At 66.3% G+C, this 20565-nt stretch carries 29 protein-coding genes and 1 tRNA gene; 16 read left to right on the top strand and 14 right to left on the bottom strand.

Annotation, left to right across the window (positions count from 1 at the left end; all coding sequences use genetic code 11):
- Positions 1-112: 112 nt before the first annotated feature.
- Positions 113-493: a thioredoxin family protein gene (locus E4P24_RS08545; protein WP_115802670.1), complete on the top strand. Its 381-nt coding sequence runs from the start codon at positions 113-115 to the stop codon at positions 491-493.
- 36 nt (positions 494-529) lie between these two features.
- On the opposite strand, the gene E4P24_RS08550 is transcribed toward E4P24_RS08545, so the two are convergent.
- The gene (locus E4P24_RS08550; RefSeq protein ID WP_188148356.1) at positions 530-2641 is read right to left on the bottom strand and encodes a thioredoxin domain-containing protein; all 2112 of its coding nucleotides are present in this window, start codon (positions 2639-2641) and stop codon (positions 530-532) included.
- Positions 2642-2830: 189 nt separating this feature from the next.
- On the opposite strand from E4P24_RS08550, the gene purD reads away from it, so the two are divergent.
- Together purD and E4P24_RS08560 are read left to right on the top strand one after the other, a co-directional pair.
- The gene (gene purD / locus E4P24_RS08555; RefSeq protein WP_004063169.1) at positions 2831-4117 is read left to right on the top strand and encodes a phosphoribosylamine--glycine ligase; all 1287 of its coding nucleotides are present in this window, start codon (positions 2831-2833) and stop codon (positions 4115-4117) included.
- Positions 4118-4207: 90 nt separating this feature from the next.
- The gene (locus E4P24_RS08560; RefSeq protein ID WP_115859774.1) at positions 4208-4750 is read left to right on the top strand and encodes a DapH/DapD/GlmU-related protein; all 543 of its coding nucleotides are present in this window, start codon (positions 4208-4210) and stop codon (positions 4748-4750) included.
- A 102-nt stretch (positions 4751-4852) separates the two neighbouring features.
- On the opposite strand, the gene E4P24_RS08565 is transcribed toward E4P24_RS08560, so the two are convergent.
- From E4P24_RS08565 to E4P24_RS08575, 3 genes are all read right to left on the bottom strand, one after another.
- Positions 4853-5743, bottom strand: coding sequence for a mechanosensitive ion channel domain-containing protein (locus E4P24_RS08565; protein WP_115802672.1), 891 nt, complete (start codon positions 5741-5743; stop codon positions 4853-4855).
- A 1-nt stretch (position 5744) separates the two neighbouring features.
- Entirely contained in the window at positions 5745-6554 is an 810-nt protein-coding gene (gene dacZ / locus E4P24_RS08570; RefSeq protein ID WP_004063166.1) for a diadenylate cyclase, read from the bottom strand.
- A 116-nt stretch (positions 6555-6670) separates the two neighbouring features.
- Positions 6671-7033 carry a group 1 truncated hemoglobin gene (locus tag E4P24_RS08575; RefSeq protein WP_004063165.1) on the bottom strand — a complete coding sequence of 121 codons (363 nt, stop codon included), beginning with the start codon at positions 7031-7033 and terminating at the stop codon, positions 6671-6673.
- A 217-nt stretch (positions 7034-7250) separates the two neighbouring features.
- Here E4P24_RS08575 and E4P24_RS08580 point away from each other — a divergent pair, with 217 nt between their 5' ends.
- The 3 genes from E4P24_RS08580 (at position 7251) to E4P24_RS08590 (ending at position 8484) form a co-directional block, all read left to right on the top strand.
- A complete protein-coding gene (locus tag E4P24_RS08580) occupies positions 7251-7466 on the top strand; it encodes a hypothetical protein (RefSeq protein ID WP_188148357.1) in 216 nt (71 codons plus the stop codon).
- Positions 7467-7794: 328 nt separating this feature from the next.
- Positions 7795-8331 (top strand): hypothetical protein, encoded by a 537-nt coding sequence (locus E4P24_RS08585; RefSeq protein WP_188148358.1) that lies wholly within the window; start codon positions 7795-7797, stop codon positions 8329-8331.
- A 12-nt stretch (positions 8332-8343) separates the two neighbouring features.
- Positions 8344-8484: a hypothetical protein gene (locus tag E4P24_RS08590; RefSeq protein WP_188148359.1), complete on the top strand. Its 141-nt coding sequence runs from the start codon at positions 8344-8346 to the stop codon at positions 8482-8484.
- A 379-nt stretch (positions 8485-8863) separates the two neighbouring features.
- Here the strand turns inward: E4P24_RS08590 and E4P24_RS08595 are convergent.
- Positions 8864-8946, bottom strand: a tRNA-Leu gene (locus E4P24_RS08595).
- Positions 8947-9052: 106 nt separating this feature from the next.
- Here E4P24_RS08595 and E4P24_RS08600 point away from each other — a divergent pair.
- Positions 9053-9361: a transcription factor tfiib repeat-containing protein gene (locus E4P24_RS08600; protein WP_004063163.1), complete on the top strand. Its 309-nt coding sequence runs from the start codon at positions 9053-9055 to the stop codon at positions 9359-9361.
- Positions 9362-9372: 11 nt separating this feature from the next.
- Here E4P24_RS08600 and E4P24_RS08605 read toward each other — a convergent pair whose 3' ends face one another.
- The 6 genes from E4P24_RS08605 to E4P24_RS08630 form a co-directional block, all read right to left on the bottom strand.
- Positions 9373-9576, bottom strand: a complete 204-nt coding sequence (locus E4P24_RS08605; protein ID WP_188148360.1) for a hypothetical protein — start codon at positions 9574-9576, stop codon at positions 9373-9375.
- 29 nt (positions 9577-9605) lie between these two features.
- Positions 9606-10106: a phosphopantetheine adenylyltransferase gene (locus E4P24_RS08610; protein WP_004041556.1), complete on the bottom strand. Its 501-nt coding sequence runs from the start codon at positions 10104-10106 to the stop codon at positions 9606-9608.
- 117 nt (positions 10107-10223) lie between these two features.
- Positions 10224-10688, bottom strand: coding sequence for a winged helix-turn-helix domain-containing protein (locus tag E4P24_RS08615; protein ID WP_004041557.1), 465 nt, complete (start codon positions 10686-10688; stop codon positions 10224-10226).
- 67 nt (positions 10689-10755) lie between these two features.
- Positions 10756-11832 (bottom strand): glutamate--cysteine ligase, encoded by a 1077-nt coding sequence (locus E4P24_RS08620; protein ID WP_188148361.1) that lies wholly within the window; start codon positions 11830-11832, stop codon positions 10756-10758.
- A gap of 168 nt (positions 11833-12000) precedes the next feature.
- Positions 12001-12645 carry a fibrillarin-like rRNA/tRNA 2'-O-methyltransferase gene (locus E4P24_RS08625; RefSeq protein WP_115859768.1) on the bottom strand — a complete coding sequence of 215 codons (645 nt, stop codon included), beginning with the start codon at positions 12643-12645 and terminating at the stop codon, positions 12001-12003.
- Positions 12642-13484 (bottom strand): NOP5/NOP56 family protein, encoded by an 843-nt coding sequence (locus E4P24_RS08630; RefSeq protein ID WP_115859766.1) that lies wholly within the window; start codon positions 13482-13484, stop codon positions 12642-12644. Before E4P24_RS08630 ends, E4P24_RS08625 begins: the two co-directional genes overlap by 4 nt.
- Positions 13485-13595: 111 nt before the next feature.
- Here E4P24_RS08630 and E4P24_RS19430 point away from each other — a divergent pair, with 111 nt between their 5' ends.
- The 8 genes from E4P24_RS19430 (at position 13596) to E4P24_RS08670 (ending at position 17985) form a co-directional block, all read left to right on the top strand.
- Positions 13596-13730: a rubrerythrin-like domain-containing protein gene (locus E4P24_RS19430; protein WP_115802679.1), complete on the top strand. Its 135-nt coding sequence runs from the start codon at positions 13596-13598 to the stop codon at positions 13728-13730.
- Complete coding sequence (locus E4P24_RS08640) at positions 13727-14149, top strand: hypothetical protein (RefSeq protein ID WP_188148362.1); 423 nt, start codon at positions 13727-13729, stop codon at positions 14147-14149. Before E4P24_RS19430 ends, E4P24_RS08640 begins: the two co-directional genes overlap by 4 nt.
- Before the next feature lie 38 nt (positions 14150-14187).
- Positions 14188-14559, top strand: a complete 372-nt coding sequence (locus E4P24_RS08645) for a hypothetical protein (protein WP_004041562.1) — start codon at positions 14188-14190, stop codon at positions 14557-14559.
- A 120-nt stretch (positions 14560-14679) separates the two neighbouring features.
- Positions 14680-15306 carry a DUF6517 family protein gene (locus E4P24_RS08650; protein WP_004041563.1) on the top strand — a complete coding sequence of 209 codons (627 nt, stop codon included), beginning with the start codon at positions 14680-14682 and terminating at the stop codon, positions 15304-15306.
- A gap of 60 nt (positions 15307-15366) precedes the next feature.
- Positions 15367-15522, top strand: coding sequence for a hypothetical protein (locus E4P24_RS08655; RefSeq protein WP_004041564.1), 156 nt, complete (start codon positions 15367-15369; stop codon positions 15520-15522).
- Positions 15519-16502 (top strand): magnesium/cobalt transporter CorA, encoded by a 984-nt coding sequence (gene corA / locus E4P24_RS08660; protein WP_006600226.1) that lies wholly within the window; start codon positions 15519-15521, stop codon positions 16500-16502. Before E4P24_RS08655 ends, corA begins: the two co-directional genes overlap by 4 nt.
- Positions 16503-16723: 221 nt before the next feature.
- On the top strand, positions 16724-17707 hold the full coding sequence (locus E4P24_RS08665; RefSeq protein ID WP_115859764.1) for a transcription initiation factor IIB family protein: 984 nt from the start codon (positions 16724-16726) through the stop codon (positions 17705-17707).
- Between the two features lie 98 nt (positions 17708-17805).
- Positions 17806-17985, top strand: a complete 180-nt coding sequence (locus tag E4P24_RS08670) for a hypothetical protein (RefSeq protein WP_004041567.1) — start codon at positions 17806-17808, stop codon at positions 17983-17985.
- Positions 17986-18041: 56 nt separating this feature from the next.
- Here the strand turns inward: E4P24_RS08670 and E4P24_RS08675 are convergent, their stop codons facing one another.
- Positions 18042-18449 (bottom strand): translation initiation factor IF-2 subunit beta, encoded by a 408-nt coding sequence (locus E4P24_RS08675; RefSeq protein ID WP_188148363.1) that lies wholly within the window; start codon positions 18447-18449, stop codon positions 18042-18044.
- 268 nt (positions 18450-18717) lie between these two features.
- Between E4P24_RS08675 and E4P24_RS08680 the strand changes: the two genes are divergently transcribed.
- Positions 18718-18954, top strand: a complete 237-nt coding sequence (locus E4P24_RS08680) for a UPF0058 family protein (protein WP_004041569.1) — start codon at positions 18718-18720, stop codon at positions 18952-18954.
- 181 nt (positions 18955-19135) lie between these two features.
- Here the strand turns inward: E4P24_RS08680 and E4P24_RS08685 are convergent, their stop codons facing one another.
- Entirely contained in the window at positions 19136-19576 is a 441-nt protein-coding gene (locus E4P24_RS08685; protein WP_006600225.1) for a DUF555 domain-containing protein, read from the bottom strand.
- Between the two features lie 61 nt (positions 19577-19637).
- Positions 19638-20552 (bottom strand): DNA-3-methyladenine glycosylase, encoded by a 915-nt coding sequence (locus E4P24_RS08690; RefSeq protein ID WP_004041571.1) that lies wholly within the window; start codon positions 20550-20552, stop codon positions 19638-19640.
- Between the last annotated feature and the right edge of the window lie 13 nt (positions 20553-20565).

Raw genomic sequence — 20565 nt, forward strand, 5'->3', positions numbered from 1 at the left:
TGGCGGAGGCGGACGATACGGCCACCGTCTCGGGGGGAGACAGCGACGAGCGCGGGCGGCGAGCCCCGCCGCGAGCGCACCCGTTAAATCCGCGCGGCCGGTACACCGGCGCATGGCCGAAGCCGAGACGCTCGAAACGATGCAACCGAACCCCGCGTGGGACGCGGCGTCCTACCCCGACGTGGTCGACACTCTCGCGGCCGCGGACTACACGTTCAAGGTCTGGGGCGGCGACTGGTGCGGCGACTGCCGCGGACAGCTTCCCGACTTCGCGGCGGCGCTCGACGCCGCCGGCGTCCCCGCCGAGCGAATCGACCACTACCCCGTCGAGAAGGCCGACGACGGCTCGAAGGTCGGCCCGCTCGTCGAGGAGTACGACATCGAACTCATCCCGACGGTCGTCGTCGAACTCGACGGCGAGGAGGTCGCCCGCTTCGTGGAAGAAGAGGACGTTCCGATTGCGGTCTACCTCGCGGACGAACTGTCGAACTGAGCGCCGACGCCGATTCTCTCGCAGTCGCTCCCGCCGTTACGCACCTTCGCCCGCCGTGAACCACGCCAGCGCCTCGTCGAGGTCGTGGGTCGGCGCGGAGCAGGTGAAGTTCTCGCAGGCGTAGACGGTCGGCTCCCCGTCGGCGGCCTCGCGGCCGGCCCAGATTGGCGGGGCCTCGTCTAATCCGAGTTCGTCCAGCCACGCGTCGAGTTCCGCGTCGGTGCCGGGGCGACGGGAGACGACGAGGCCGGGGAGGTACCGCGAGGCGAGCGTCGCGCGCCACTCGTCGGGAACCTCGTCGGCGGCGACGGTGAGTTCGGGGACGCCGCTGGCGGCCTTCTCGGCGGCGAGCGCGAGCGAGACGTGTTCGAGCGGACTGCCGCGGACCCGGTTGGCGAACGACCCGAGGACCGCGTCCGCGACGTCGCCGAAGCCGTCCTCGGGCGCGAACTGTTCGAGGTCCAAGAACAGCGACGTGGCGACGCCGAGGCTCGACGGCGTGGACTGGTCGGTCGGCTCCTGCGGGCGGGTGACGAGCGACTCGCCGCTTTCGGGGGTGAAGTAGAGCGTGCCCGCGTCGGCGTCGTAGAACTCGCGGCGGGTCGCCCGCGCGAGGTCGAGCGCGAACGAGAGCGGCGCGAGGTCGCCGGTCGCCTGATAGAGGTCGAACGCGCCGCGCGCGAGGAAGGCGTAGTCTTCGAGGTAGCCGTCGCCTTTCACCTCGCCGTTCATCACGCGCCGCGAGAGCGTCTCGGTCTCGTCGTCCCAGAGGCGCTCGCGCACGAAGTCGAGGGCGCGGCGGGCGTCGGCCGCGAGCGAGTCGTCTTCGAGGACGACCGAGCCCTGCGCGAACGCCGAAATCATCAGGCCGTTCCAGCCGGCGATCACCTTCTCGTCGCGGGCGGGCCGCTCGCGCCCCTCGCGGGCGGCGAACAGCGCCTTCCGGGCCTTTTCGAGTCGGTCCTCGACCTCGGACTCGTCGAGGTCGTACTCGTCGGTGAGGTCGGCGGTCGTCGCGGAGACGTTCAGGACGGTCGTCTTGTCCTCGAAGTTGCCGCCGGGCGTGACGCCGTAGCGGTCGCAAAAGAGGTCGGCGTCGAGTTCGGGGAGGAGCTCGCGCACGTCGTCGGGCGTCCAGACGTAGAAGGTCCCCTCCTCGCCGCCGGACTGGGCGTCGAGGGTGGCGAAGAAGCCGCCGTCGTCGTGGGTGAGTTCGCGGCGGACGAACTCGAACGTCTCGGCGGCGACGGTCGCGTACGAGTCGTTGCCGGTGAGTCGGGCGGCGTCGAGATACCGCGAGGCGAGGCCGGCCTGGTCGTACAGCATCTTCTCGAAGTGCGGGACGGTCCACTCGCGGTCGACGCAGTAGCGGTGGAAGCCGCCGCCGAGGTGGTCGCGGAGGCCGCCGTTGGCCATCGCGTCGAGGCTCTGCCGCGCCACGTCGAGCGCTTCGCGGCGGCCGGAGACGGCGTAGCCGCGGAGCAGGGCGTCGATGCGACCGGGTTGGGGGAACTTCGGTCCGTCGCCGCCGAAGCCGCCGTGGTCGCGGTCGGCGCCGCGGAGCGCGGCCTGTACGGTGGTGTCGAGGATGTCCGAGCCGGGAGCCTCGCCGGGCGTGTCGGGCGTCTCCTCCAGTCGGTCGGTGATGGCGCTCGTCCACTGGTCGGCGCGGTTCTCTATCTCGTCGCGGTCGGTCCGCCACGACTCTGCGAAGCTCTCGACGACATCGCGGAAGCCGGGCGCGCCGCGGCGGGGTTCGGGTGGGAAGTACGTGCCGACGAAGAAGGGCTTGCCCTCGGGCGTGAGCCAGACCGAAAGCGGCCAGCCGCCGCCGCCGGTGACCTGTTGGCAGATGGTCTGGTAGATGCGGTCGAGGTCGGGGCGCTCCTCGCGGTCGACTTTGACCGGGACGAACTCCTCGTTGAGCACCTCGGCGATGTCGGGGTCCGAGAAGCTCTCGTCGGCCATGACGTGACACCAGTGGCACGCCGAGTAGCCGATTGAAAGAAAGATGGGCTTGTCCGCCTCGCGGGCCGCTTCGAGGGCCGTTTCGTCCCACGGCTGCCAGTTGACCGGGTTGTCGGCGTGCTGGCGGAGGTACGGGCTCTGCTCCTCGTCGAGTCGGTTGCGTCCCACCGGGTCGGACATGCGTCGGAGTCGGCGCTCCGGGAACTAAAGCGGCGTGGAGACGGCCGTCGTGGCCGACTCGGGGTGTGGCGCGGGGTGTGGGTCGGACGGCGAGTCACCCTCGCTGGCGACCGTCTATGACCACAATCGTGCCTATTTCGTCGAAGATAAAGAGCAATCTTTACACTCCCGTGCGCATGGTATGCGACCATGAGCGAGACCGTCCTCCTCGTCGGCGGCGGCGGCCGCGAGCACGCGATTGCCCGCGCGCTGGCCCCCGACTGCGACCTGTACGCCTGCGCCAGCAACCGAAACCCCGGCATCGCCGCCCTCGCGGAGGGCTTCGAGACGATTTCGGAGACCGCCGCCGAGGACATCGTCGCCTACGCCGAGTCCGTCGACGCGACGCTCGCGGTCGTCGGCCCCGAGTCCGGCCTCGCGGCCGGCGTCGCCGACGCCCTCGACGAGGCGGGAATCTACACCTTCGGCCCGCAGGCCGCCGAGGCGCGCATCGAGACGGACAAGGCGTTCCAGCGGCAGTTCATGCGCGACGAGGAGATTCCGGGCAACCCCGACTTCGCCACCTTCGACGACATGGAGGCCGCCTGCGACTACATCGACGACTACGACGGCGACCTCGCGGTCAAGCCCGCGGGCCTCACCGGCGGCAAGGGCGTGAAGGTCATCGGCGACCAGGTGACGCCCGCGGAGGCGAAGGCGTACCTCCGCGACTCGGACTACGAGCGCGTCGTCCTCGAAGAGCGCCTCGTCGGCGAGGAGTTCACGATTCAGGCGTTCGTCGCCGACGGCGAGTTCCGCGTCAGCCCCGCCGTGCAGGACCACAAGCGCGCCTACGAGGGCGACGAGGGACCGAACACCGGCGGCATGGGCAGTTACACCGACGTGTCTCCCTCCCTGCCGTTCATGGCCGACGGCGACTACGAGGCCGCCGTCGAAGTCATCGAGGCCGTCGTGGAGGCGCTGCCGGAGTACAAGGGCATCCTCTACGGCCAGTTCATGCTCACGACCGAGGGGCCGAAGGTCATCGAGTTCAACGCCCGCTTCGGTGACCCCGAGGCGATGAACACCCTACCGGTCCTCGAAACGCCCTTCATCGACGTGCTCACCGCAGCCCGCGAGGGCGAATCCCTGCCGGAACTCGACTTCACCGAGGCCGCCACGGTCTGTAAGTACGCCGTCCCCGAGGGCTACCCGACGGACCCCGAGGCCGGCGCGGAAATCACGGTCGAAGTGGACGAGGACGCCGGCGCGCTGCTGTTCTACGCGAGCGTCGACGACCGCGAGGACGGCCTCTACACGACGACCTCCCGGTCGTTCGCCGTGGTCGGCGTCGCCGACAGCATCACCGAGGCTGAGGAACTCGCGGAGGACGCGCTCGCCGACGCCGGCGAGGGTTTCCACATCCGCCACGACATCGGCACGGCGGCGCTCGTCCAGCGCCGCATCGACCACATGGCCGAACTCCGCGGCGAGTAAGCGGGACGCGGTTCCGCGACCCCGCGTTTCTGTTTCTCTCGTCGCCCCCGCGCCGAGGGCGCTTTTACCCCCGCGGTCCAATCGGCGGACGTGACCGACGACGATGCCGCACCGGCGGACGCGGAGGCCCGCCGACACGACCGAATCCAGCACCACCCGACGCCCGGCCCGCGGAACTCGTTGCAGTACTGGACCGACGCCAAGCCCGTCTGGCGCGTGATGCTCAACTACGTGTTCGTCCTCGTCGCCCGCATCGCGCCGTCGCTTCGGGTCCGAAACTGGGCGCTCCGGCGCATCGGCGTCACCGTCGGAAGGGGGGTCTCGTGGGGCCTCGAAGCGACGCCCGACGTGTTCTGGCCGGAACTCGTCACCATCGAAGACGACGCTATCATCGGCTACGACGCGGTCATCCTCTGCCACGAGTTTTTGCAGGACGAGTACCGGACCGGCGAGGTCGTCGTCGGCGAGCGCGCCATGATCGGCGCGAAGGCGACGATTCTCCCGGGCGTCCGCATCGGCGAGGGCGCGCAGGTCGCGGCGAACTCGCTCGTCACGCGCGACGTGCCCGCGGGCGAGACGGTCGCCGGCGTGCCCGCGAGACCCATGTCCGGCGGCGAGACCGACGGGCAGTAATCGGTCGTCGTAGTGGGCGGTTCGAGACGCGGCGACCGCCGGCCCGGCACCGAACCGCACGGAATCGGTCCGAACGACGACAGTGGCCTCGGTTCCGAGCGCCTACCGAACGCGCCCGACGCCCTTGTCGAGGACGCGCGCGTTCGGAATGACGAACTCCGTATCCTCGGATTCGACGTGGGTGACGAACATATCGAACTCCTGGACGACGCCGCGAACCTCGCCGACGACTATCTCGTCGCCGATGCTGTACGGTTGAGTGAACAGGAGATACGTCCCCGCCGCGCCCGAGCGAAGGAGGTCGCGGAACGCGACGGCACCGAACACGATGAGTCCCAGCAGGTACGCCCCGAGGAGGACGATGAGCGCGAGCGTGGCGACGCGGACCTGCGAGAGCGCGACGAGGGTGGCGAGAAAGAAGACGGTGTATTTCGCGAGCGCCGGGAGGATGTTTACCTGCGGGAGTTTGACCGCGCGGAGTCGCTCGGCGACGAGCAGTTCGACCTTGTCGCCGACGACGACCCCGATGATGAGGACCAGAATGGCGATGAACAACTGCGGGAGGATGGCGATGACGAGCCCCCAAAACCGGTCGGCGTAGTTGACCCCGGCGAACGAGAGGGTGGCGAAGATGCTGATGCCGAGGACGAAATACCGCGTCAGCCACGACAGGATTTCGACCGTCGAGGTGTCGAAGTCGCGGGCGGTCCGCTCGAACGCGGTCCCCTCGATGGCCTCCGGGACGCCGACGCTGACGAGCAGCCGATGGACGAGCGTCCCCGCGACGTACGCGAGCACCAGCCCGAGGAGGAGGATGGCGAGCACGCCGAGAAACCGGAGGCCGGCGATTCTGACGATGTCGTCGACGACGCCGCCGACCGTCTGAAGCGGGGCGGTAGATGCGGACGCGGACGCGGATGCGGATGTGAGTGCGGCTGTGGACGCGGAACCGACCGACGAGTGGATGAGGGACGCCGAAGCGAACCCCGGCATCTCAGTACGCCTCCGGGTCGATTTCGAGAATCATCTTGCCGCCCTTGAACGCCCGGACGAGCCCGTCGGACTCCGAGAGGACGATGGCCGTGGCGTTGGTGTCGCGGGTGATAGCGCCGCCGGCCATGTGGCGCGCGCCCAGCCCCTTCGGGATGTCGACGCCCTCCGCCGAGGGTTCGAGGTAGCGGTACGCCGAGACGATTTTCCCCGAGTCGGAGATGACGAACGCGCCGTCGAGCCGCGAGAACTCCTTGAGCATCACGTTGACGATGGGGTCGCCGACGTAGACGTGGGATTTCTCGAAGGGGTTGTACGACAGCGGCCGCGACTTGTTCATCACCTTGCCCGCGTCACCGACGATGAACAGCGCGCCGACGGGTTCGCCTTTCTGCCCTTTCTTGCCCAGTTCGATGGCCACCTCGAACACATCGCGGATGACGCCGGGGTCCGCCCGCGAGTTCGCAAAGAGGTCGTAGATGCCCGACCGCATGTTCTCCTCGACGCGGACGCGGACGAGCGAGTCCGGGTCGCCGCCGAAGATGCCGACGTTGCAGGCGATGGTGTCGCCGGCCTCGACGATGCTCTGTTCCATCGCGCCTTCGACGCCGAAGCGGATGCGGTCTTTGACGTTCTGGAACTGCAGGGGCAACTCCACGAACGTCTCTGCTTCGACCGTGTTCTCCGGCGCGATGACCACCGTCGGAACGTCCGTCTCGGCGAACTGCTCGTAGTGGGAGCTGCTCGGCGTGAACAGAAACAACCCATCGACGTCCGCCACGAGGTCGCCCAATAATTCGGATAACGCCGCCATTGGTGGAGAGAGACACCGGGTGAGAAAAAGGGTTGTGTCGCGTCTGACGCGTGGCGTGCGCGATTCGGCCGGTCGAAACCGGCGACTGAGTCTCCCGGAAGGGGGTCGAACGGGACCTACTGCCCCAGAATCGGGGCTCTGAGCGCGGCGACTTCGTCGAGAATCGCGTCGGCGTCTTCCGGGGCGACGCCGTTTTCGTCGAGCGCGGCCGCGAGGTGCTCGGCGATGGCGTCGAAGTCCTCACCGGAGAGGTCGAGGTGGTCGTGGGCCGCCCGCATATCGGCCCCGTCGTACTCGACGGGACCGCCCGCGACGGCGCTGATGAACTTGACCTGATGGGCGCGCTGTTCGACCATGTCGATGTCGTCGAAGTAGTGGGCGACCGAATCGTCCGCGAGGACGCGGTCGTAGAAGTCCGAGACGACTGCTTCGACGGCCTCACGGCCGCCGATGCGAGCGTAGAGTGACTGCGCAGGCATTCGTCGGGGAGTTGGACACCACGACGGTAAGGTTTCCTCCGAACGTATGCGGGGTGTTTAAGAGTGGATTGGAAGTTGAAGTGGGAGTACGTGAAGTTCCGGTAGTTCTGTTTGAATTCTCCGGAGATGGGTCTGAGTCCGTAGAATCAAGATACTACGTCGAGTTCCGGGATACGACCGGGGACAAATTTATAGCACAGTTGTCAGTATCTCGGGCGTGAACACTACGGCGAGATTCGCTGTTATCGCGGGGGTCGCTCTCATCCTCTCGGCGCTGATTTACACCCCACTGTTTACGCCGGGTCCCTTTCGCCTCTCTGACTATTTCCGACTCGAACTCGTCGTTTACATGGCACTCGGGTGGGTGTTCCTCGTAGTCACGTTCGCAGCCATCGAAAAATCAGAGATCGATCTGGCGCGTAGCGGCCGATAAGCGTTGGACGGAGACCGTCAGTCCCGAAACACAGCAGACGATGTATTGAGAGGTATCCGCCACACTAAGTTCTTGCTCGCTAACAACAATCAAGTCGAACTAAATTCGACGATTACGCGGAGGGAAGTGTCCTGAACGGCCGAACGGTTGATCGACTCAACACCCAACAAATCCGGTAATCTCGCCTGAACACAGGTCCGTGCTGTTCTCAGAACGCAATGAGTAGTAATGGGAGTGGGCACGTATTTGTATTCCCAATTAGTAATGTCAGACAATGTGTTCAGGTTCGGGTGATTCAAACAATACACAGGATTCTGAGCTATATAACATGTCCACGGATGAATTGCGAAATACTTTGGAGAATATACTTGATTCCCATCACGAGATCAGTCAGCGTGCCATAGATTTAGTGAAAATCAATATACTCTCTTTGAGTGTCATCGTTACAGGAGTCTCATTCGCGGGGTTAAATGTTAGCTTGACTCTTGCAGCAGGTTTCGTCTCATTTTTGTACTCTATTTGGTCTTGCATTCAGGTCTACCACCCTCGAGAGTTTAACCGTGGGATTGGAAGAAAAGGAGGCATCGACATGGACAAAGCAATTTCAAATGGCATATCAAGTAGCGAATTTTATCGGAAAGTCTTGTATTCCTACACAGACGCGATACAGAAGGCCGAAGATGCACATGAACATGAGAAGTCGTGTTTTCAAAACGGGTTGTGGGCTTCAATTGCAGCAATTCTGTTCTTTTCTGTTGCTGGAATGATTCACATCTCCGGCGGGATTTCGTTTGAGCTTGAGTACCCACTACTAATTGTCATTCCTGTGCTAGTTCTTTGGGGAAAAGATAATACACTGGAGTGATTATTTGTCGACATGACTGACGAAGAAAACGATAAGGAGGAAGTTGAGAAGCCTGAAGACGCACCTGATGGCTTTGAAATGACTGCACTATCTGATAGTGCTGATGATGCCACCGAATCCGACAGAGATTCTGAAGAAGATTCCGATGAATAAATAACGTCATATCTCGGCTGCCGGCATTTGTTGGTTCTAATACTCCAGTAATCACGATTATTCAACTCGCATTGGTCCTTGCGGACGATTTACGATTTACGCGTTTGACCATACCCGAGACAAACGCGGGAGACAGATTCGAACCACAGTCAAGAATCACGGGGACAGGGTTCGAACCACGGTCGCAACGCTTCGCGTTGCTCCCTGATTCGAACCCTTCCGTCGCGATTTTCGTCCTCGCTGTCGCTCACGGCTTCGCCGTTCGCGTCCGCGTCGGACAGAAAATGCGCGGGACAGGGTTCGAACCGGGCCGAGACTCGCGGTGCTCGTCTCGTAGGGTTCGAACCTGTCTGCTCCCTCGCTCACTTCGTTCGCTCAGTGCGCGGGACAGGGTTCGAACCTGCGAAGGTCTACACCACAGCGTCCTAAGCGCTGCGCCTTTGGCCACTTGGCTACCCGCGCGCAATCGGGCGACGCCCGCCCTTCGACCGCACATTTCCCGCAACGATATATAAACGTCACGAGGGCCCGCCGCGGGGATTATGCTCCCGCGGCCGCAACGACGACCATGTACAGCGCCCGAGACCAGCGAGACAACCGGGAGTGGCTGGCCCGCATCGACGCCGCCGCCGACGGCCTCGAACTCGGCAGCGAGGCCCGCTCGTACGCCTCGGACATGTTTCTCACGCAGTTGCCCGACGAGGAGCGCTCGAAGAAGGCCGTCGCCGCCGCCAGCCTCTACGCCGGCGCGCTCATCGCCGGTGAGGAGCGCTCACAGACCGCCGTCGCCGAGTCGATGGACGTGTCGCGGCTCAGCATCCAACAGCGCTGGAAGGACCTCCTCCGGGAGGCCGGCTTCCGACCGCCGAGCTGGTAGTTTGGAGGCGCTCACTCCGAGGAGCGCGCGGGAGCCATCCGACGAGTCAGGACCGCGTAGGTCACCGCGGTGGCGACGACGCCGGCGGCGACGCCGGCCGGAATACCGACGAAAAGCGAGAAGAATATCCACCGCGAGGCTACCTCGGTGACGGCGATGCCGACGAGCGCGGCGACGACGCCGACGGCGAAACTGGCGAAACGCGCGTGTCGCATGGGCGGCGATACGACCGTGAGCGTGAAAACTATTCGTCGCTCGGGGGCGTCCGACCGCGGCCCTCGCGGTCGGGCGTGAGGTTGCCGTGGCGGTCAATTTCGCCGGAGACGATGCGCGTCGAGGAGATGCGCTCGCCGTCCTCGGCGGGGACGTGTTCGACGACCTCGATACGGAGGGGTTTGAGGCCCTTTTCTTCGCGAATCTCGTTGACGCGCTCGCCGCCACCCCGCGTCTCGGGCGAGACGATGAGCACGTCGAAGCCTTCCTCGGTCGCGATGCCGGTCGGTTTGTCGAGTTCGCGGACCTCGAACTCGCGGTCGTACTCCTCGGCGAGCGGTCGGAGTTCGGCTTCGAGGTCGGCCTTGCGGTCGTCGAAGGGCCGGACGTAGCGGTCGACGTGTCGCGTCTTCGGCGCGAGTTCGTCGCTCGTGAGTCCGACCGTGACGGCACCCAATTCGAACGCCCGCTCGAACAGCGCGAGATGTCCATCGTGGACAGGGTCGAACGTCCCGCCCAACGCGACGTGCATACTCTCGGGGTGGGTACGGCGCGACTTAAGCGGGTCGGGTTAGCCTAACGGCCCAACGCCCGCGGCCAGCGGGGGCTCCGAGGGTGCGCGAATCGTCGCAGCAGTCGGGACGCCGCGCTACTCCTCGCGGACCGTAATCGTGACCGGTTCGGTCTCGTCGGAGCGGTCGGTGCCGAGGTGTCGGTCGAGGTTGAACACGGCGTTCAACTGCGCCTGCACCTGTCCGGAGACGCCCTTCACGAGGTCGCTCGGCGCGATGGCGACGTACTCGTAGGGGTTGTTGCCCGCCCCGGAACTCTTCCGCTTGCGGCGCTCGACCGTCTCGTCGTCCGCGAGCTCGGCCAGCGCCTCCCGAACCGTACTGGGGTAGAGGCCGGTCCCCTCGGCGACTTCCTCGCTCGTCGAATGTGGGTGCTGTCGGAGGTGGACGTAGATTCGCGCGCGGGTCTCGGTATCGAGAATCCACGCGAGCAGGTCCACCAACCCGTCGTCGAACTCGGAGACGGCGCAGTCGGCCGCGCCGCCCGAGTCGTCTTCGTCCGTCGACTCCGCGCTCCCCTCTGTGCTCTGGTCCGCAGACATTTGTGCTACGGCAAAGGTCAAAACTGGGGCGCTAAAAAATGTTTCCTGTCGCGCGTCGGCGTGCGACTCAGTCCAGCGTCAGGTGTTCGCACAGGCCGTCGAGCCCGGATTCCTCGTGAATCCGCCGCTGGACGGCGGTTCCGGATTCGGCGTCGAGAAGCGACCGGAGGCCGTCGACGCCGAGGCGGTCGGACTCGGTTTCGACGAACGAGTCGAGGCTCACCACGCCCTCGGAGTCGGGGGCGATGAAGTCCGTGTCCCGGCCGTAGCGGGTCGCGCGCCACTTGTTCTCGTCGAGGAGTTCTCGGCGGACCGACGTTCCCGACTCGCCGGCCTCGTAGCGGTCGGCGAGGTCCAACACGAGCGCGTGGACGTACTCGACGAAGTCGGTGACGCGTTCGGGGTCGGTCTGGGCGTCGGGGGTGCGGATTTCGACCGTCCCGTGGCCGGTGTGGGGGCGCACGTCGTACCAGAGTTCGCCCCGGTCGTCTATCGAGCCGTACTCGACCATCCGGCGCTCGAAGCGTTGGAAGTCCTCGAAGTCGTCGAAGGCGGTCGGCATGCCGGTGTTCGGGAGGTTCTCGAACACCTTGGCGCGGGCGGAGGCGAGACCGGTGTCGAAGCCGTTCCAGAAGGGAGAGTTCGCAGAGAGCGCGAGGAGCGGCGCGAGATACCAGCGGAGTTCGTTGGCGACCCAGACGGCCTTGTCCGCGTCGTCGACGCCGACGTGGACGTGGAGGCCGGCGGTCGTGTTCCGGTGTTGCGGGTACTGAATCCGGTCGAGTTGCGCCTGATACCGGGGTTTGGTCGCGTGGTCGAGTTCGCGCCACTTGGCGGCGGGGTGGAGCCCGGCCGCGGCGATGCGGTAGCCGTGGGCCGCGGCGTGGTCGACGAGCGCCTCGCGGACCGTCTCGACGGCCGCGCCGGCCTCGTCGGGGTCCTCGATGAGCGGCGTCTGCGTCTCGATAGTGAACTGGAACAGCTCGTGGTCGAGCCGTCCGGCGAGCGGTTCGGGAGGTTCCGGTCCGTAGACTAAGTCGTCGATACCCGAGGTGGGGCGGCCGTCGGCATCGACGATGTAGAATTCCTCTTCGACGCCGAGCGTCCCCATTCGGTCGAAGGCATCCGCCGACCCTAGTTCCATCGCAACGGCGTAAGTTGCGCCGAATTAAAAACACCGTGGGAGCCGGCGAACGCGTCGCACGACCGCCGCCGGTCGAATCCGACGACGTGACAGCGACCGAATGGTTCCGCGGACGCCCAACACCGGCGGCGACCCCCGTGATTCGGGGAGCCAGCCGGCGGCGGCGACCTACTTCGGCCGGGCGACGATACCGAGGTGGTCCGCGTGGAAGCGGTCGAGGCGGGCGGTTTCGAGGAGTTCGTACGCCGAGTCGAGTTCAGCGACCACGTCGTCGAACACGTCGTCCGGCTCCGCAGTCACGTCCTCGCTGCGCGCCTTGACGGCCATCAGGAGTCGGCCGTCGTCCGCGAGGAACTGTCGGTTGCGGACGGCGACGGTCGCCTGCCCGCGGGTCGCCACGTCCATGACGAGGCAATCGATGCCGGCTTCGACGACGTGCGCGTAGGAGTCGGGGTCGCGCGCGTCCTTCAGAAGCGGAAAGAGGTTGTCGCGGTCCTCGGCGACGCCGACGAGGTCGCGGACGGGTCGCGGCGCGAACTCCACGGCGTAGGTCGGCCCGGCGAAGTCGGCGACGTGCGAGACGGTCGTCCCCGAGGCGGCCCCGAGGTAGAGCACCGACTCGCCGCCGACGAGGCCCGTGTCCATGCCGAGTTCGAGCATCGCGCCGAGCTTCGAACGCCCGGCGTCCCACGCGCGCCAGCCGTCGGAATCGACGGGTTCGCCGTAGACCGGTTCGCCCCGCGTCGAGAGGCGCTCGCGGCCGCCGAACGTCCGGCGTTCGACGCCGTCGGGGAGGCCACTGTCGTCGCTCATTCGTCGCCCCCCTCGTCGGCGCGGGCGCGAATCGTCTCCATCCGGTCGGTGAGTTCGGCGTGCAGGTCCGGCCGGTAGTCGCCCGAGTAGTGGTCGACGCGGGCGGCGATAGCGAGTTTCCCGGCGAGCGCGCGGGCGGCGGACCCGCGGTCTTCCGGGCGCGTCCCGCGGACGTACTCGTGGGTGAAGATAACGCCGTGTTTGGGCGACGTGGCGCGGCCCTTCAGGTGGGCGAACAGGGCGTCTTCGGCTCCGAGCACTTGGACCGTCCCGCTCGGCTTCTTGGCGAGGGGTTCGAGGCCGCCCGCCAGCGCGATGAGCCGCGCCGCGAGGACCGGCCCGGCCATCTCGGCGAGGTTCGGCGCGGTCGTGGGCGCGCGCTCCTCGATGAACGCTCGGAGGTCGTCGCGCTCGTCGAGCAGGTCCACCGCGCGGGTGGCGTAGGAGACGACGCGCTCTTCGGCGGCGGTCTTCGGCTCGCGGGCGGCGATATCGCGGACGCCGTCGAGGCCGCGCGGAACCTCCTCGTAGAGCGTGCCGGCCCACTCGACGACCCGCTCGGCGAGTTCGTTCGCGGTCCGTTCGGCGTCGTCCATCGCGCGCACGGCGTGGGCGAGCTGCACGTCGTCGGCGCGCTCGCGCTCCGCGACGGCCTCGCTGGCGGCGGCGAGCGTCGCCGAGCGGAGTTTGGCGTAGTAATCGCTTTCGTCGGCGGCGAACCCGGCGTCGACGGCCTCGGCCGGCCAGTCGGCGGGGGCGGAGGCGCTACCCGTTCGGACTCGCGTCGCCCCGGGTTCGGGGTCGTCGGGGTCCGCGCCGGCGAACCATGCGTCTGTCATACTGGCGGATTGCGCCCCGTTCGGGTAAAAGGGCACGGACCCGCGGGCGCGGGCCGCCGTCCGGTCGTTCTGTGGTAAGTTTTAACACACCATGTCTCGTACGAATGCTCGATGGAACGCGCTTCGTACGTCTGTCGTGAGTGTCAAACGACCGTGAGCGCCGCGTCGTACCGTTCGACCTGCCCCGAGTGCAGCGGCGAACTGCGGCCCACGTCGATGACGAGTCGCCGGCGCGCCGGAGATTGAACGGCGCGCGCGGGTCGTCCGACCCGACCGCCGTCCGCTCGCTCGCAGTCACGACCGACGACCTCGTGACCGCCTTGGAGGCGAACCGCAGAGGCGACGACCCCGTCGTCCTCCGCGTCACGCCGCCGTTCTACGGGCGGATGCGGGCGCGCATTCACCGCACCGGCGGCGAGGCCTCGGACTACGCCGACCCCGAGCCGATACACCTCCAGCCGCGGATCTTCGTCGCTGACGACGCCCCCGCGTTCCCCGAACCCGACGAGACGCGACCGGACCCGTACGAGGTCGAAGCGCACCACGAGCGCCACACGGAGGCGGTTCGAGCGTGGCGCTCGGCGGTCCGCGACCACCTCCGCGAGGCGGTCGCGCTCCCGACAGACGACGGCCCGCACGAGGTCGAGGTCAAATACCTCGGCTGAGCGAACCACTTTTTCCCCGCGGGGGACACCGTAGCGACATGAGCACCGACGAGTACCGCCGCGGGACGGCGGTCGAGCGCGAGCGACAGCGGAAACAGCGTCCGGCGCGCGGCCGCTACCGTGGGGTGCTGCCGGTCATCTATGCCATCGGCTTCGTCATGTTCACCGTCGTCTCGCTGTACATCGGGCCGGAACCGGCGTTCGCGGTCTACCTCGTCACCCACGTCTTCTACGCGGGGCTGATTCGCGCCGATATCAGGTCGCTCCGCGGACAGGGCATCGACTGGGGCGCGTCCCGACATCTCTGGTTCGGCGCGGCGTTCGCGCTCCCGTTCGTCGCGCCCGCCTACTACGTCCACAGCGGCCGCGTGATTCGCCGCGAGAACGAGTCGCGGGACCTCGACGGCTGAGGCGAAACCCGCAGCGTTCGACGCGGGCCGCACCACGCCGAAGACCGACCCGTCCGGCCACCGAACTTATGCCGGGTGCGGGGAAATGGCGGGGCAATGAGTTCCAGACGCGTAGTCGCGGTGCTCGCGCTCGCCGCACTCGTGCTCACGAGCGGTTGTATCGGCTTTCTGACCGGCGAGGAGACGCTGACGTTCGAATCCGAGCCGGCCACGGCGGACGCGACCGTCGCCGGGAACGCCGGCTACGAGACGAACGGGACCGAGACGTTCGCGGTGAACCGCACGCTCTCGTTCGGCGGACAGGAGCGTCAAATCGCCGCCAGCAACCACATCACGACGTACGAGAAGACGCTTGACCTCGGCTTCTTCGGTGAGGCCAAACTCGGTTCGTTCAGCGTCATCTCGACGCCCGCGGTCGAGGTCGCCGGCCAGCCGCGGAGCCCCATCGGCGACTACTCGAACGACGACCTCATCCGCCTCGTCGACAACCGGTATCAGGGCCTCAGCGACGTCGACCAAGTCAGTTCGCGGAACGTCCAGATGCTCGGACAGACGGCCAACGTCACGAAGTACAGCGCCACCGCACGGTTCGGCGGGGACGAAGTCGACGTGTACGTCCACGTGACGAAGGTCCAGCACAACGAGGACTTCGTCGTCGCAATCGGGCTGTACCCCCAACAGCTCGACGGCGAGGAGGAGAACGTCTTGGAACTGATTCGCTCGGTCGAACACCCGTCCGAAGCGTAGGTCGCTCTGGCGAGTCGCCTCGGGGGAGCCTTTTTCTCGTCGCCGCGGGTCGGTGGTTCCATGACTCGCGTACGGACCGCAGGTATCGCGGTGACGGCGCTCGGCGTCGTCGGCTACGGCGTCGGGACCCTCGCCGCCTATCCGGGGCGGGCGTTCTCGGTGACGGCCGTCATGGTCGGCATCACGCTCTGGGCCATCGGGGGTGACGTGCGGTGATTTCGGCGCTCGTCTACCGCGACGACGGCGCGTCGGCCTACGAGGAGACCGCGCTGGACGCGGCGCGCGACGCCGACGGGACGACGTGGGTTCGCGCGACGACCGGCGAGGAGTTCGACCGCGTCGCCGAGGCGTTCGGCATCCACTCGCTTTCGGTCGAGGACGTGCGGAACGACGCCCGACCGAAGACCGAGGAGTACGACGAGTACACGTTCGTCCTCGTCCGAATGGCGACGCTCCGCGCCGGCGAGCAGGTGTTCGAAGAGGAGGTCCAGACCAGACCCGTGGGGCTCTGCTTCGGTGACGACTGGCTCGTGACGCTGACGCGCCGGGAGTTGGAACCGATAAACTACGTCTGGAACGCCATCGAGCGCGAAGAGCCGCGGATGCTCCGGTTCGGGCCGGACTACGTGGGCTATCGCGTCATCGACCGCATCGTCGACGAGTACTTCGGGCTGTTGGACGAGGTCGGCGGGGAAATCGAGCTCATCGAGGACAGCATCTTCGAGGGGCCCGACCCGGAGGTGCTCGAAGGGCTGAACGCGGTCCGGCGCGACCTGCTGTCGTTCCGAAAGACGGTGTGGCCGACGCGCGAGGCCGTCGGGGTGCTCGCCCGCGGCGACCCCGACTACGTCCGCGAGGCGACGGAGAAGTACTACCGCGACGTGTACGACCACCTCGTCGAGTTGGTCGACCTGACGGAGACGTACCGCGACCTCGCGCGCGGCGCGCGAGATATCTACCTTAACACCCTCTCGCAGTCGACGAACGAGGTGATGAAGACGCTCACCGTCGTGGCGACCATCATCCTCCCGCTCACGCTCGTCGTCGGCATCTACGGCATGAACTTCGACCCCGGCGCGTCGGCGTTCAACATGCCCGAACTCGGCTGGGCCTACGGCTACCCGGCGACGATGCTCGGGATGGCGCTCGTCTCCGTGGTCCTCCTCGTCTACTTCCGCCGGGAACACTGGCTCTGAGCGACGAAAGAGCTATACTATCCCATTAATCGCGCGGAACCCCGATTCCCGTCGGCGAGGTGACGACAAAGCGCCCACATCGTGCGATTCACCCGCACAGTAGCGGCGAAAACTTTATAAGGCTTTCGAACTTACTGTTGGTAAGGCCAGTCCAAGCCGGATTATTCTTTCGTCTTCTGAGGTCTTCCCGGCCGAGACGTATCCGCGCCTTCCACCCCACCATGAGCGACACGATAACCACCCGAACGTACAGTGCCGACGCAAAGAGCAGGGACGTCCGTCCCCGCGAGTCAGAGCGAGACGAAACGCAGGTCTGCCCCGAGTGCAGCGGCCACCTCGTCACCGACGAGGAACACGGCGAGACCATCTGCGAAGACTGCGGCCTCGTCGTCGAGGACACCGTGGTCGACCGCGGCCCCGAGTGGCGCGCGTTCGACTCCGCCGAGCGCGACAGCAAGTCCCGCGTCGGCGCGCCCACGACGAAGATGATGCACGACAAGGGGCTGTCGACCAACATCGGCTGGCAGAACAAAGACGCCTACGGCAAGTCCCTCTCGCCGCGGCAGCGCGAGCAGATGCAGCGGCTCCGCACGTGGAACGAGCGGTTCCGTACCCGCGACTCCAAGGAGCGCAACCTCAAGCAGGCGCTCGGTGAAATCGACCGCATGGCCTCGGCGCTCGGCCTCCCCGAGAACGTCCGCGAGACCGCCTCGGTCATCTACCGCCGCGCGCTCAACGACGACCTGCTCCCGGGCCGTTCCATCGAGGGCGTCGCCACCTCGGCGCTGTACGCGTCGGCCCGGATGGCCGGAACTCCCCGGTCGCTCGACGAGCTGGAGAAGGTCTCGCGCGTCGATAAGATGGAGCTCACCCGGACGTACCGCTACATCGTCCGCGAGCTGAAGCTCGAAATCAAGCCCGCCGACCCCGAGCAGTACGTCCCGCGGTTCGCCAGCGAACTCGGTCTCTCCGACGAGGCCGAGCGACAGGCCCGCCAGCTCCTCCGCGACGCGAAGGAGACCGGCATCCACTCGGGCAAGTCGCCGGTCGGCCTCGCCGCCGCCGCCGTCTACGCCGCCGCCCTCCTCACCAACGAGAAGGTAACCCAAAGCGAGGTCTCGACGGTCGCGGACATCTCCGAGGTCACCATCCGCAACCGGTACAAGGAGCTGCTCGAAGTCCAAGACGGCACCCTGCTCGCGTAAGCCATCGGTGGGCGCGCGGCGCATCGTGAGCCGTGCTTTTTCTCGGCCGTGCTATCACGCAACAACATTTATCCGCGCTCCCGGAGCATATACCGGGTATGGTTGAAGCGTTCGTCCGCCTGTTGTGCCCCGAGTGTGGAAAGGACTGGGAGACGAATCCGACCGAACTCCCCGCTCACCGCGACAACTACTCGTGTCAGAGCTGTGGCGCGACGCGGCGCACGGCCGAGTTCATGCGGACGGAGCGCGACCTCCAGACGCTCAAGCAGTTCGAGTAGCGAGAGAACAGAGCGCTCGTCTCTCGGACGGGGCTGTCCCCGCAGGACGTTCGTTTTTACAGATCGGGAATCGTTGAGAGCGCGCCGCACGCGTCGCACTTCAGCACGTCGGCACCCCGCTGGGTGGTGAGCTTCGTATCGGGAGACCCGCACTCGCTGCACAGCACGAACGACTCGACGTACTCGTCGAGCGCGTCGGCGATGCGGCGCTGGCGGAACTCGCCGGTGAAGCGCGCGCGGCCGCGGTCGTCGATTTGGGCGCTCGTGCCCAACTCCGTCTGGAAGAACTTCAGGACGTGCGTCGCCTCGCGGGCGAGTCGGTCGTGGGTCGCCGCGAAGTTCTCGTAGACCGTGACGTTCCCCTCCTGGCGGACCGTCGGCTCCGGGACGCTGAAGCGGTCGTCGCCTTCCGCGACATCCGGGGACGCCGAGAGCGCGCGGTCCAGTTGGTCGTCGTAGTCCATGCGCGACAGTACGCGCGCGGCGGCGTAAAATTCTCACGACCACCCGACGCGCGCGACCGACGCTCGGCGCGCGGGCTACATAGCTATATAAACCACTCGTGATATTCGGCCGTCGTTCACTAGCGACGGGGCGAAACAACAAACCAATTGAAAACGGTCGAACACGAAATTTCCGCTGAGACCCCCATAATCGGCGGTTTAAGGGAGTCGGATGCTAACGTGACTCAAGATAATACTATATCCCTCCGGTCTCAAGCCGTGGTTGCTCATGAAGAAGCAGGAACTCATCCACCTGCACGGTCTGCTCGCAGAAGTCCACACCCAGATTGAGGCCTGGGAGGACGAGGAAATCAGTCTCGTCGAGTACAACGAACTCGGCGTACGACCGACATCCATCCACAAGTCCAAGACGGACCACAAAGCAGCCGTGTTTAAACTGGCGAAAGGAATCACCGGAGCGATGCGCGAGGCCGAACCAGAGCCGCTCGCACCGCAAGCCGACTGAACCGAGAAAAGAAACGCGTTCTCCTCTACGACCCTACATCCGAGAGCGACCGCGCCGTGCTCTCCCGCGCGACGACGCTCCCGAGCGACCGCCGTGCCGAGAGTGAGTGAGTTCCGCACGCGAGCAGAAACTGTGAACGGGGCTGCGGCGTCGCCGCAGCGACGACGATAGAACCGACGCCTCAGCGGCCGTCGACGAGGTCGTCGAAGTCGACGAGCGTTTCGTCGGGGTCAGACGCGCCGGTTTCGGTTCGGGTGCCGCCCTCGCCATCGGTCTCGACCGACTCGTCGTCGACGCGGTCGACGGACAGCACTTTCAGCGGGATGTTTTCGAGGCGTTGGCCGATTTCCTTGCGCGCGATGCGCGAGGCGTGTTCCTCCTGTTCGACGTTGAAGACGGTCATCTCCAGTTCGAGGGCGACGAGCGCCTCGTCCGCGGCGATAAAGGCGGGGGGAAGCTCCTCGCCGCCGGGCGAGGTGCGCGCGCCCATGCTAATCTCGACGTACTTCAGGTCGGGATTGAGCATCTCGCCGGTCTTCGAGATGGCGATACGAATCGCCTCGTCGACGGTCTCCACGTCGTACACCGGGACCGCGGCCTCGACGACGACTCTGCAGTCCATGGATACGAGGAGGTTGTGTGCCGAAGGCTATCAACCTTCTTGCCAGTCCGTCTCGTGGCGCTCACTCCCCGCCTGAGCGAAGGTAGTGAAACACGTACGTCTGGGTGTAGCCGGCGTAGCGACCGCCGAGGCGCTCGCGGATGGCCCGCGAGGTGTCGGCGTAGTTCCCCCGGTCGCAGTCGGGGTAATGTTCCTCGATGGCCGACCGAATCCACGTGTCGAGCGGGACGGCTTCGAGGTAGTCGAGCGAGAACAACAGGACGCAGTCCGCGACCTTGTCGCCGACGCCGACGAACGTCGTCAGGAACTCGCGGGCGTCCTCGTAGTCGCGGCCGCGGGCCTCGGCGGGCGTCGCCTCGCCCGTGGCGACCATCTCGGCCGTCCGCCGGACGTACGGCGCGCGGTAGCCGAGGCTGAGGTCGCGCAGTTCGTCTTCGGTGGCTTCGGCCAGTCGCTCGGGGGTCGGGTACGCGAAGTACGTCTCGCCGTCGAACTCGACGCGCTCGCCGTAGGTCTCTCTGAGCCGCGACTGCATCCCGAAGATGCGGGAGACGCGCATCTGCGCCGAGCAGATGAACGAGACGAGACAGCCGAACGGCGGGTCGCGGACGAGTCGCATCCCCGGGTACGCCTCGTAGGCCCGCCGGACCAGCGGTTCGTCGGGCATCTCCGAGACGATGGCGTCGAGGTCGTCGTCGAGGCGGAGCAAGTGGGTGAGAAGCGGGACGGCGTCGACGTTGGACTCCCACTCCAGCGCGCCGTCGGTCTGGCGGACCCTGACGACGGCGGACTCGTCGGAGACGCCGTCGAGCGGCGGGACGACCGTCTGGTACCACGCGTCGCCGCCGTGGGCCGCGTCGCGCTCGTACATCCGGCCGTCGGGGCGGTCCCAGAGGTACGACTGGCCGCTTTCCAGCGTCGATTGGAGGTCGAACGCTCCGTCGAGGCTCCCGAGGTCGATGACACCCGTCTCCATCGCTTCGACGTTG

It is taken from the genome of Haloferax sp. AS1 (genome assembly GCF_014530665.1).
GTDB classification, from domain to species: Archaea; Halobacteriota; Halobacteria; order Halobacteriales; family Haloferacaceae; genus Haloferax; species Haloferax volcanii.

Coding starts and splice junctions, on each gene's coding strand:
- E4P24_RS08545 (WP_115802670.1), top strand. CDS start 113: ATGGCCGAAGCCGAGACGCTCGAAACGATGCAACCGAACCCCGCGTGG.
- E4P24_RS08550 (WP_188148356.1), bottom strand. CDS start 2,641: ATGTCCGACCCGGTGGGACGCAACCGACTCGACGAGGAGCAGAGCCCG.
- purD (WP_004063169.1), top strand. CDS start 2,831: ATGAGCGAGACCGTCCTCCTCGTCGGCGGCGGCGGCCGCGAGCACGCG.
- E4P24_RS08565 (WP_115802672.1), bottom strand. CDS start 5,743: ATGCCGGGGTTCGCTTCGGCGTCCCTCATCCACTCGTCGGTCGGTTCC.
- dacZ (WP_004063166.1), bottom strand. CDS start 6,554: ATGGCGGCGTTATCCGAATTATTGGGCGACCTCGTGGCGGACGTCGAT.
- E4P24_RS08575 (WP_004063165.1), bottom strand. CDS start 7,033: ATGCCTGCGCAGTCACTCTACGCTCGCATCGGCGGCCGTGAGGCCGTC.
- E4P24_RS08585 (WP_188148358.1), top strand. CDS start 7,795: ATGTCCACGGATGAATTGCGAAATACTTTGGAGAATATACTTGATTCC.
- E4P24_RS08590 (WP_188148359.1), top strand. CDS start 8,344: ATGACTGACGAAGAAAACGATAAGGAGGAAGTTGAGAAGCCTGAAGAC.
- E4P24_RS08600 (WP_004063163.1), top strand. CDS start 9,053: ATGTACAGCGCCCGAGACCAGCGAGACAACCGGGAGTGGCTGGCCCGC.
- E4P24_RS08605 (WP_188148360.1), bottom strand. CDS start 9,576: ATGCGACACGCGCGTTTCGCCAGTTTCGCCGTCGGCGTCGTCGCCGCG.
- E4P24_RS08610 (WP_004041556.1), bottom strand. CDS start 10,106: ATGCACGTCGCGTTGGGCGGGACGTTCGACCCTGTCCACGATGGACAT.
- E4P24_RS08615 (WP_004041557.1), bottom strand. CDS start 10,688: ATGTCTGCGGACCAGAGCACAGAGGGGAGCGCGGAGTCGACGGACGAA.
- E4P24_RS08620 (WP_188148361.1), bottom strand. CDS start 11,832: ATGGAACTAGGGTCGGCGGATGCCTTCGACCGAATGGGGACGCTCGGC.
- E4P24_RS08625 (WP_115859768.1), bottom strand. CDS start 12,645: ATGAGCGACGACAGTGGCCTCCCCGACGGCGTCGAACGCCGGACGTTC.
- E4P24_RS08630 (WP_115859766.1), bottom strand. CDS start 13,484: ATGACAGACGCATGGTTCGCCGGCGCGGACCCCGACGACCCCGAACCC.
- E4P24_RS19430 (WP_115802679.1), top strand. CDS start 13,596: ATGGAACGCGCTTCGTACGTCTGTCGTGAGTGTCAAACGACCGTGAGC.
- E4P24_RS08645 (WP_004041562.1), top strand. CDS start 14,188: ATGAGCACCGACGAGTACCGCCGCGGGACGGCGGTCGAGCGCGAGCGA.
- E4P24_RS08655 (WP_004041564.1), top strand. CDS start 15,367: ATGACTCGCGTACGGACCGCAGGTATCGCGGTGACGGCGCTCGGCGTC.
- E4P24_RS08665 (WP_115859764.1), top strand. CDS start 16,724: ATGAGCGACACGATAACCACCCGAACGTACAGTGCCGACGCAAAGAGC.
- E4P24_RS08670 (WP_004041567.1), top strand. CDS start 17,806: ATGGTTGAAGCGTTCGTCCGCCTGTTGTGCCCCGAGTGTGGAAAGGAC.
- E4P24_RS08675 (WP_188148363.1), bottom strand. CDS start 18,449: ATGGACTACGACGACCAACTGGACCGCGCGCTCTCGGCGTCCCCGGAT.
- E4P24_RS08680 (WP_004041569.1), top strand. CDS start 18,718: ATGAAGAAGCAGGAACTCATCCACCTGCACGGTCTGCTCGCAGAAGTC.
- E4P24_RS08685 (WP_006600225.1), bottom strand. CDS start 19,576: ATGGACTGCAGAGTCGTCGTCGAGGCCGCGGTCCCGGTGTACGACGTG.
- E4P24_RS08690 (WP_004041571.1), bottom strand. CDS start 20,552: ATGGAGACGGGTGTCATCGACCTCGGGAGCCTCGACGGAGCGTTCGAC.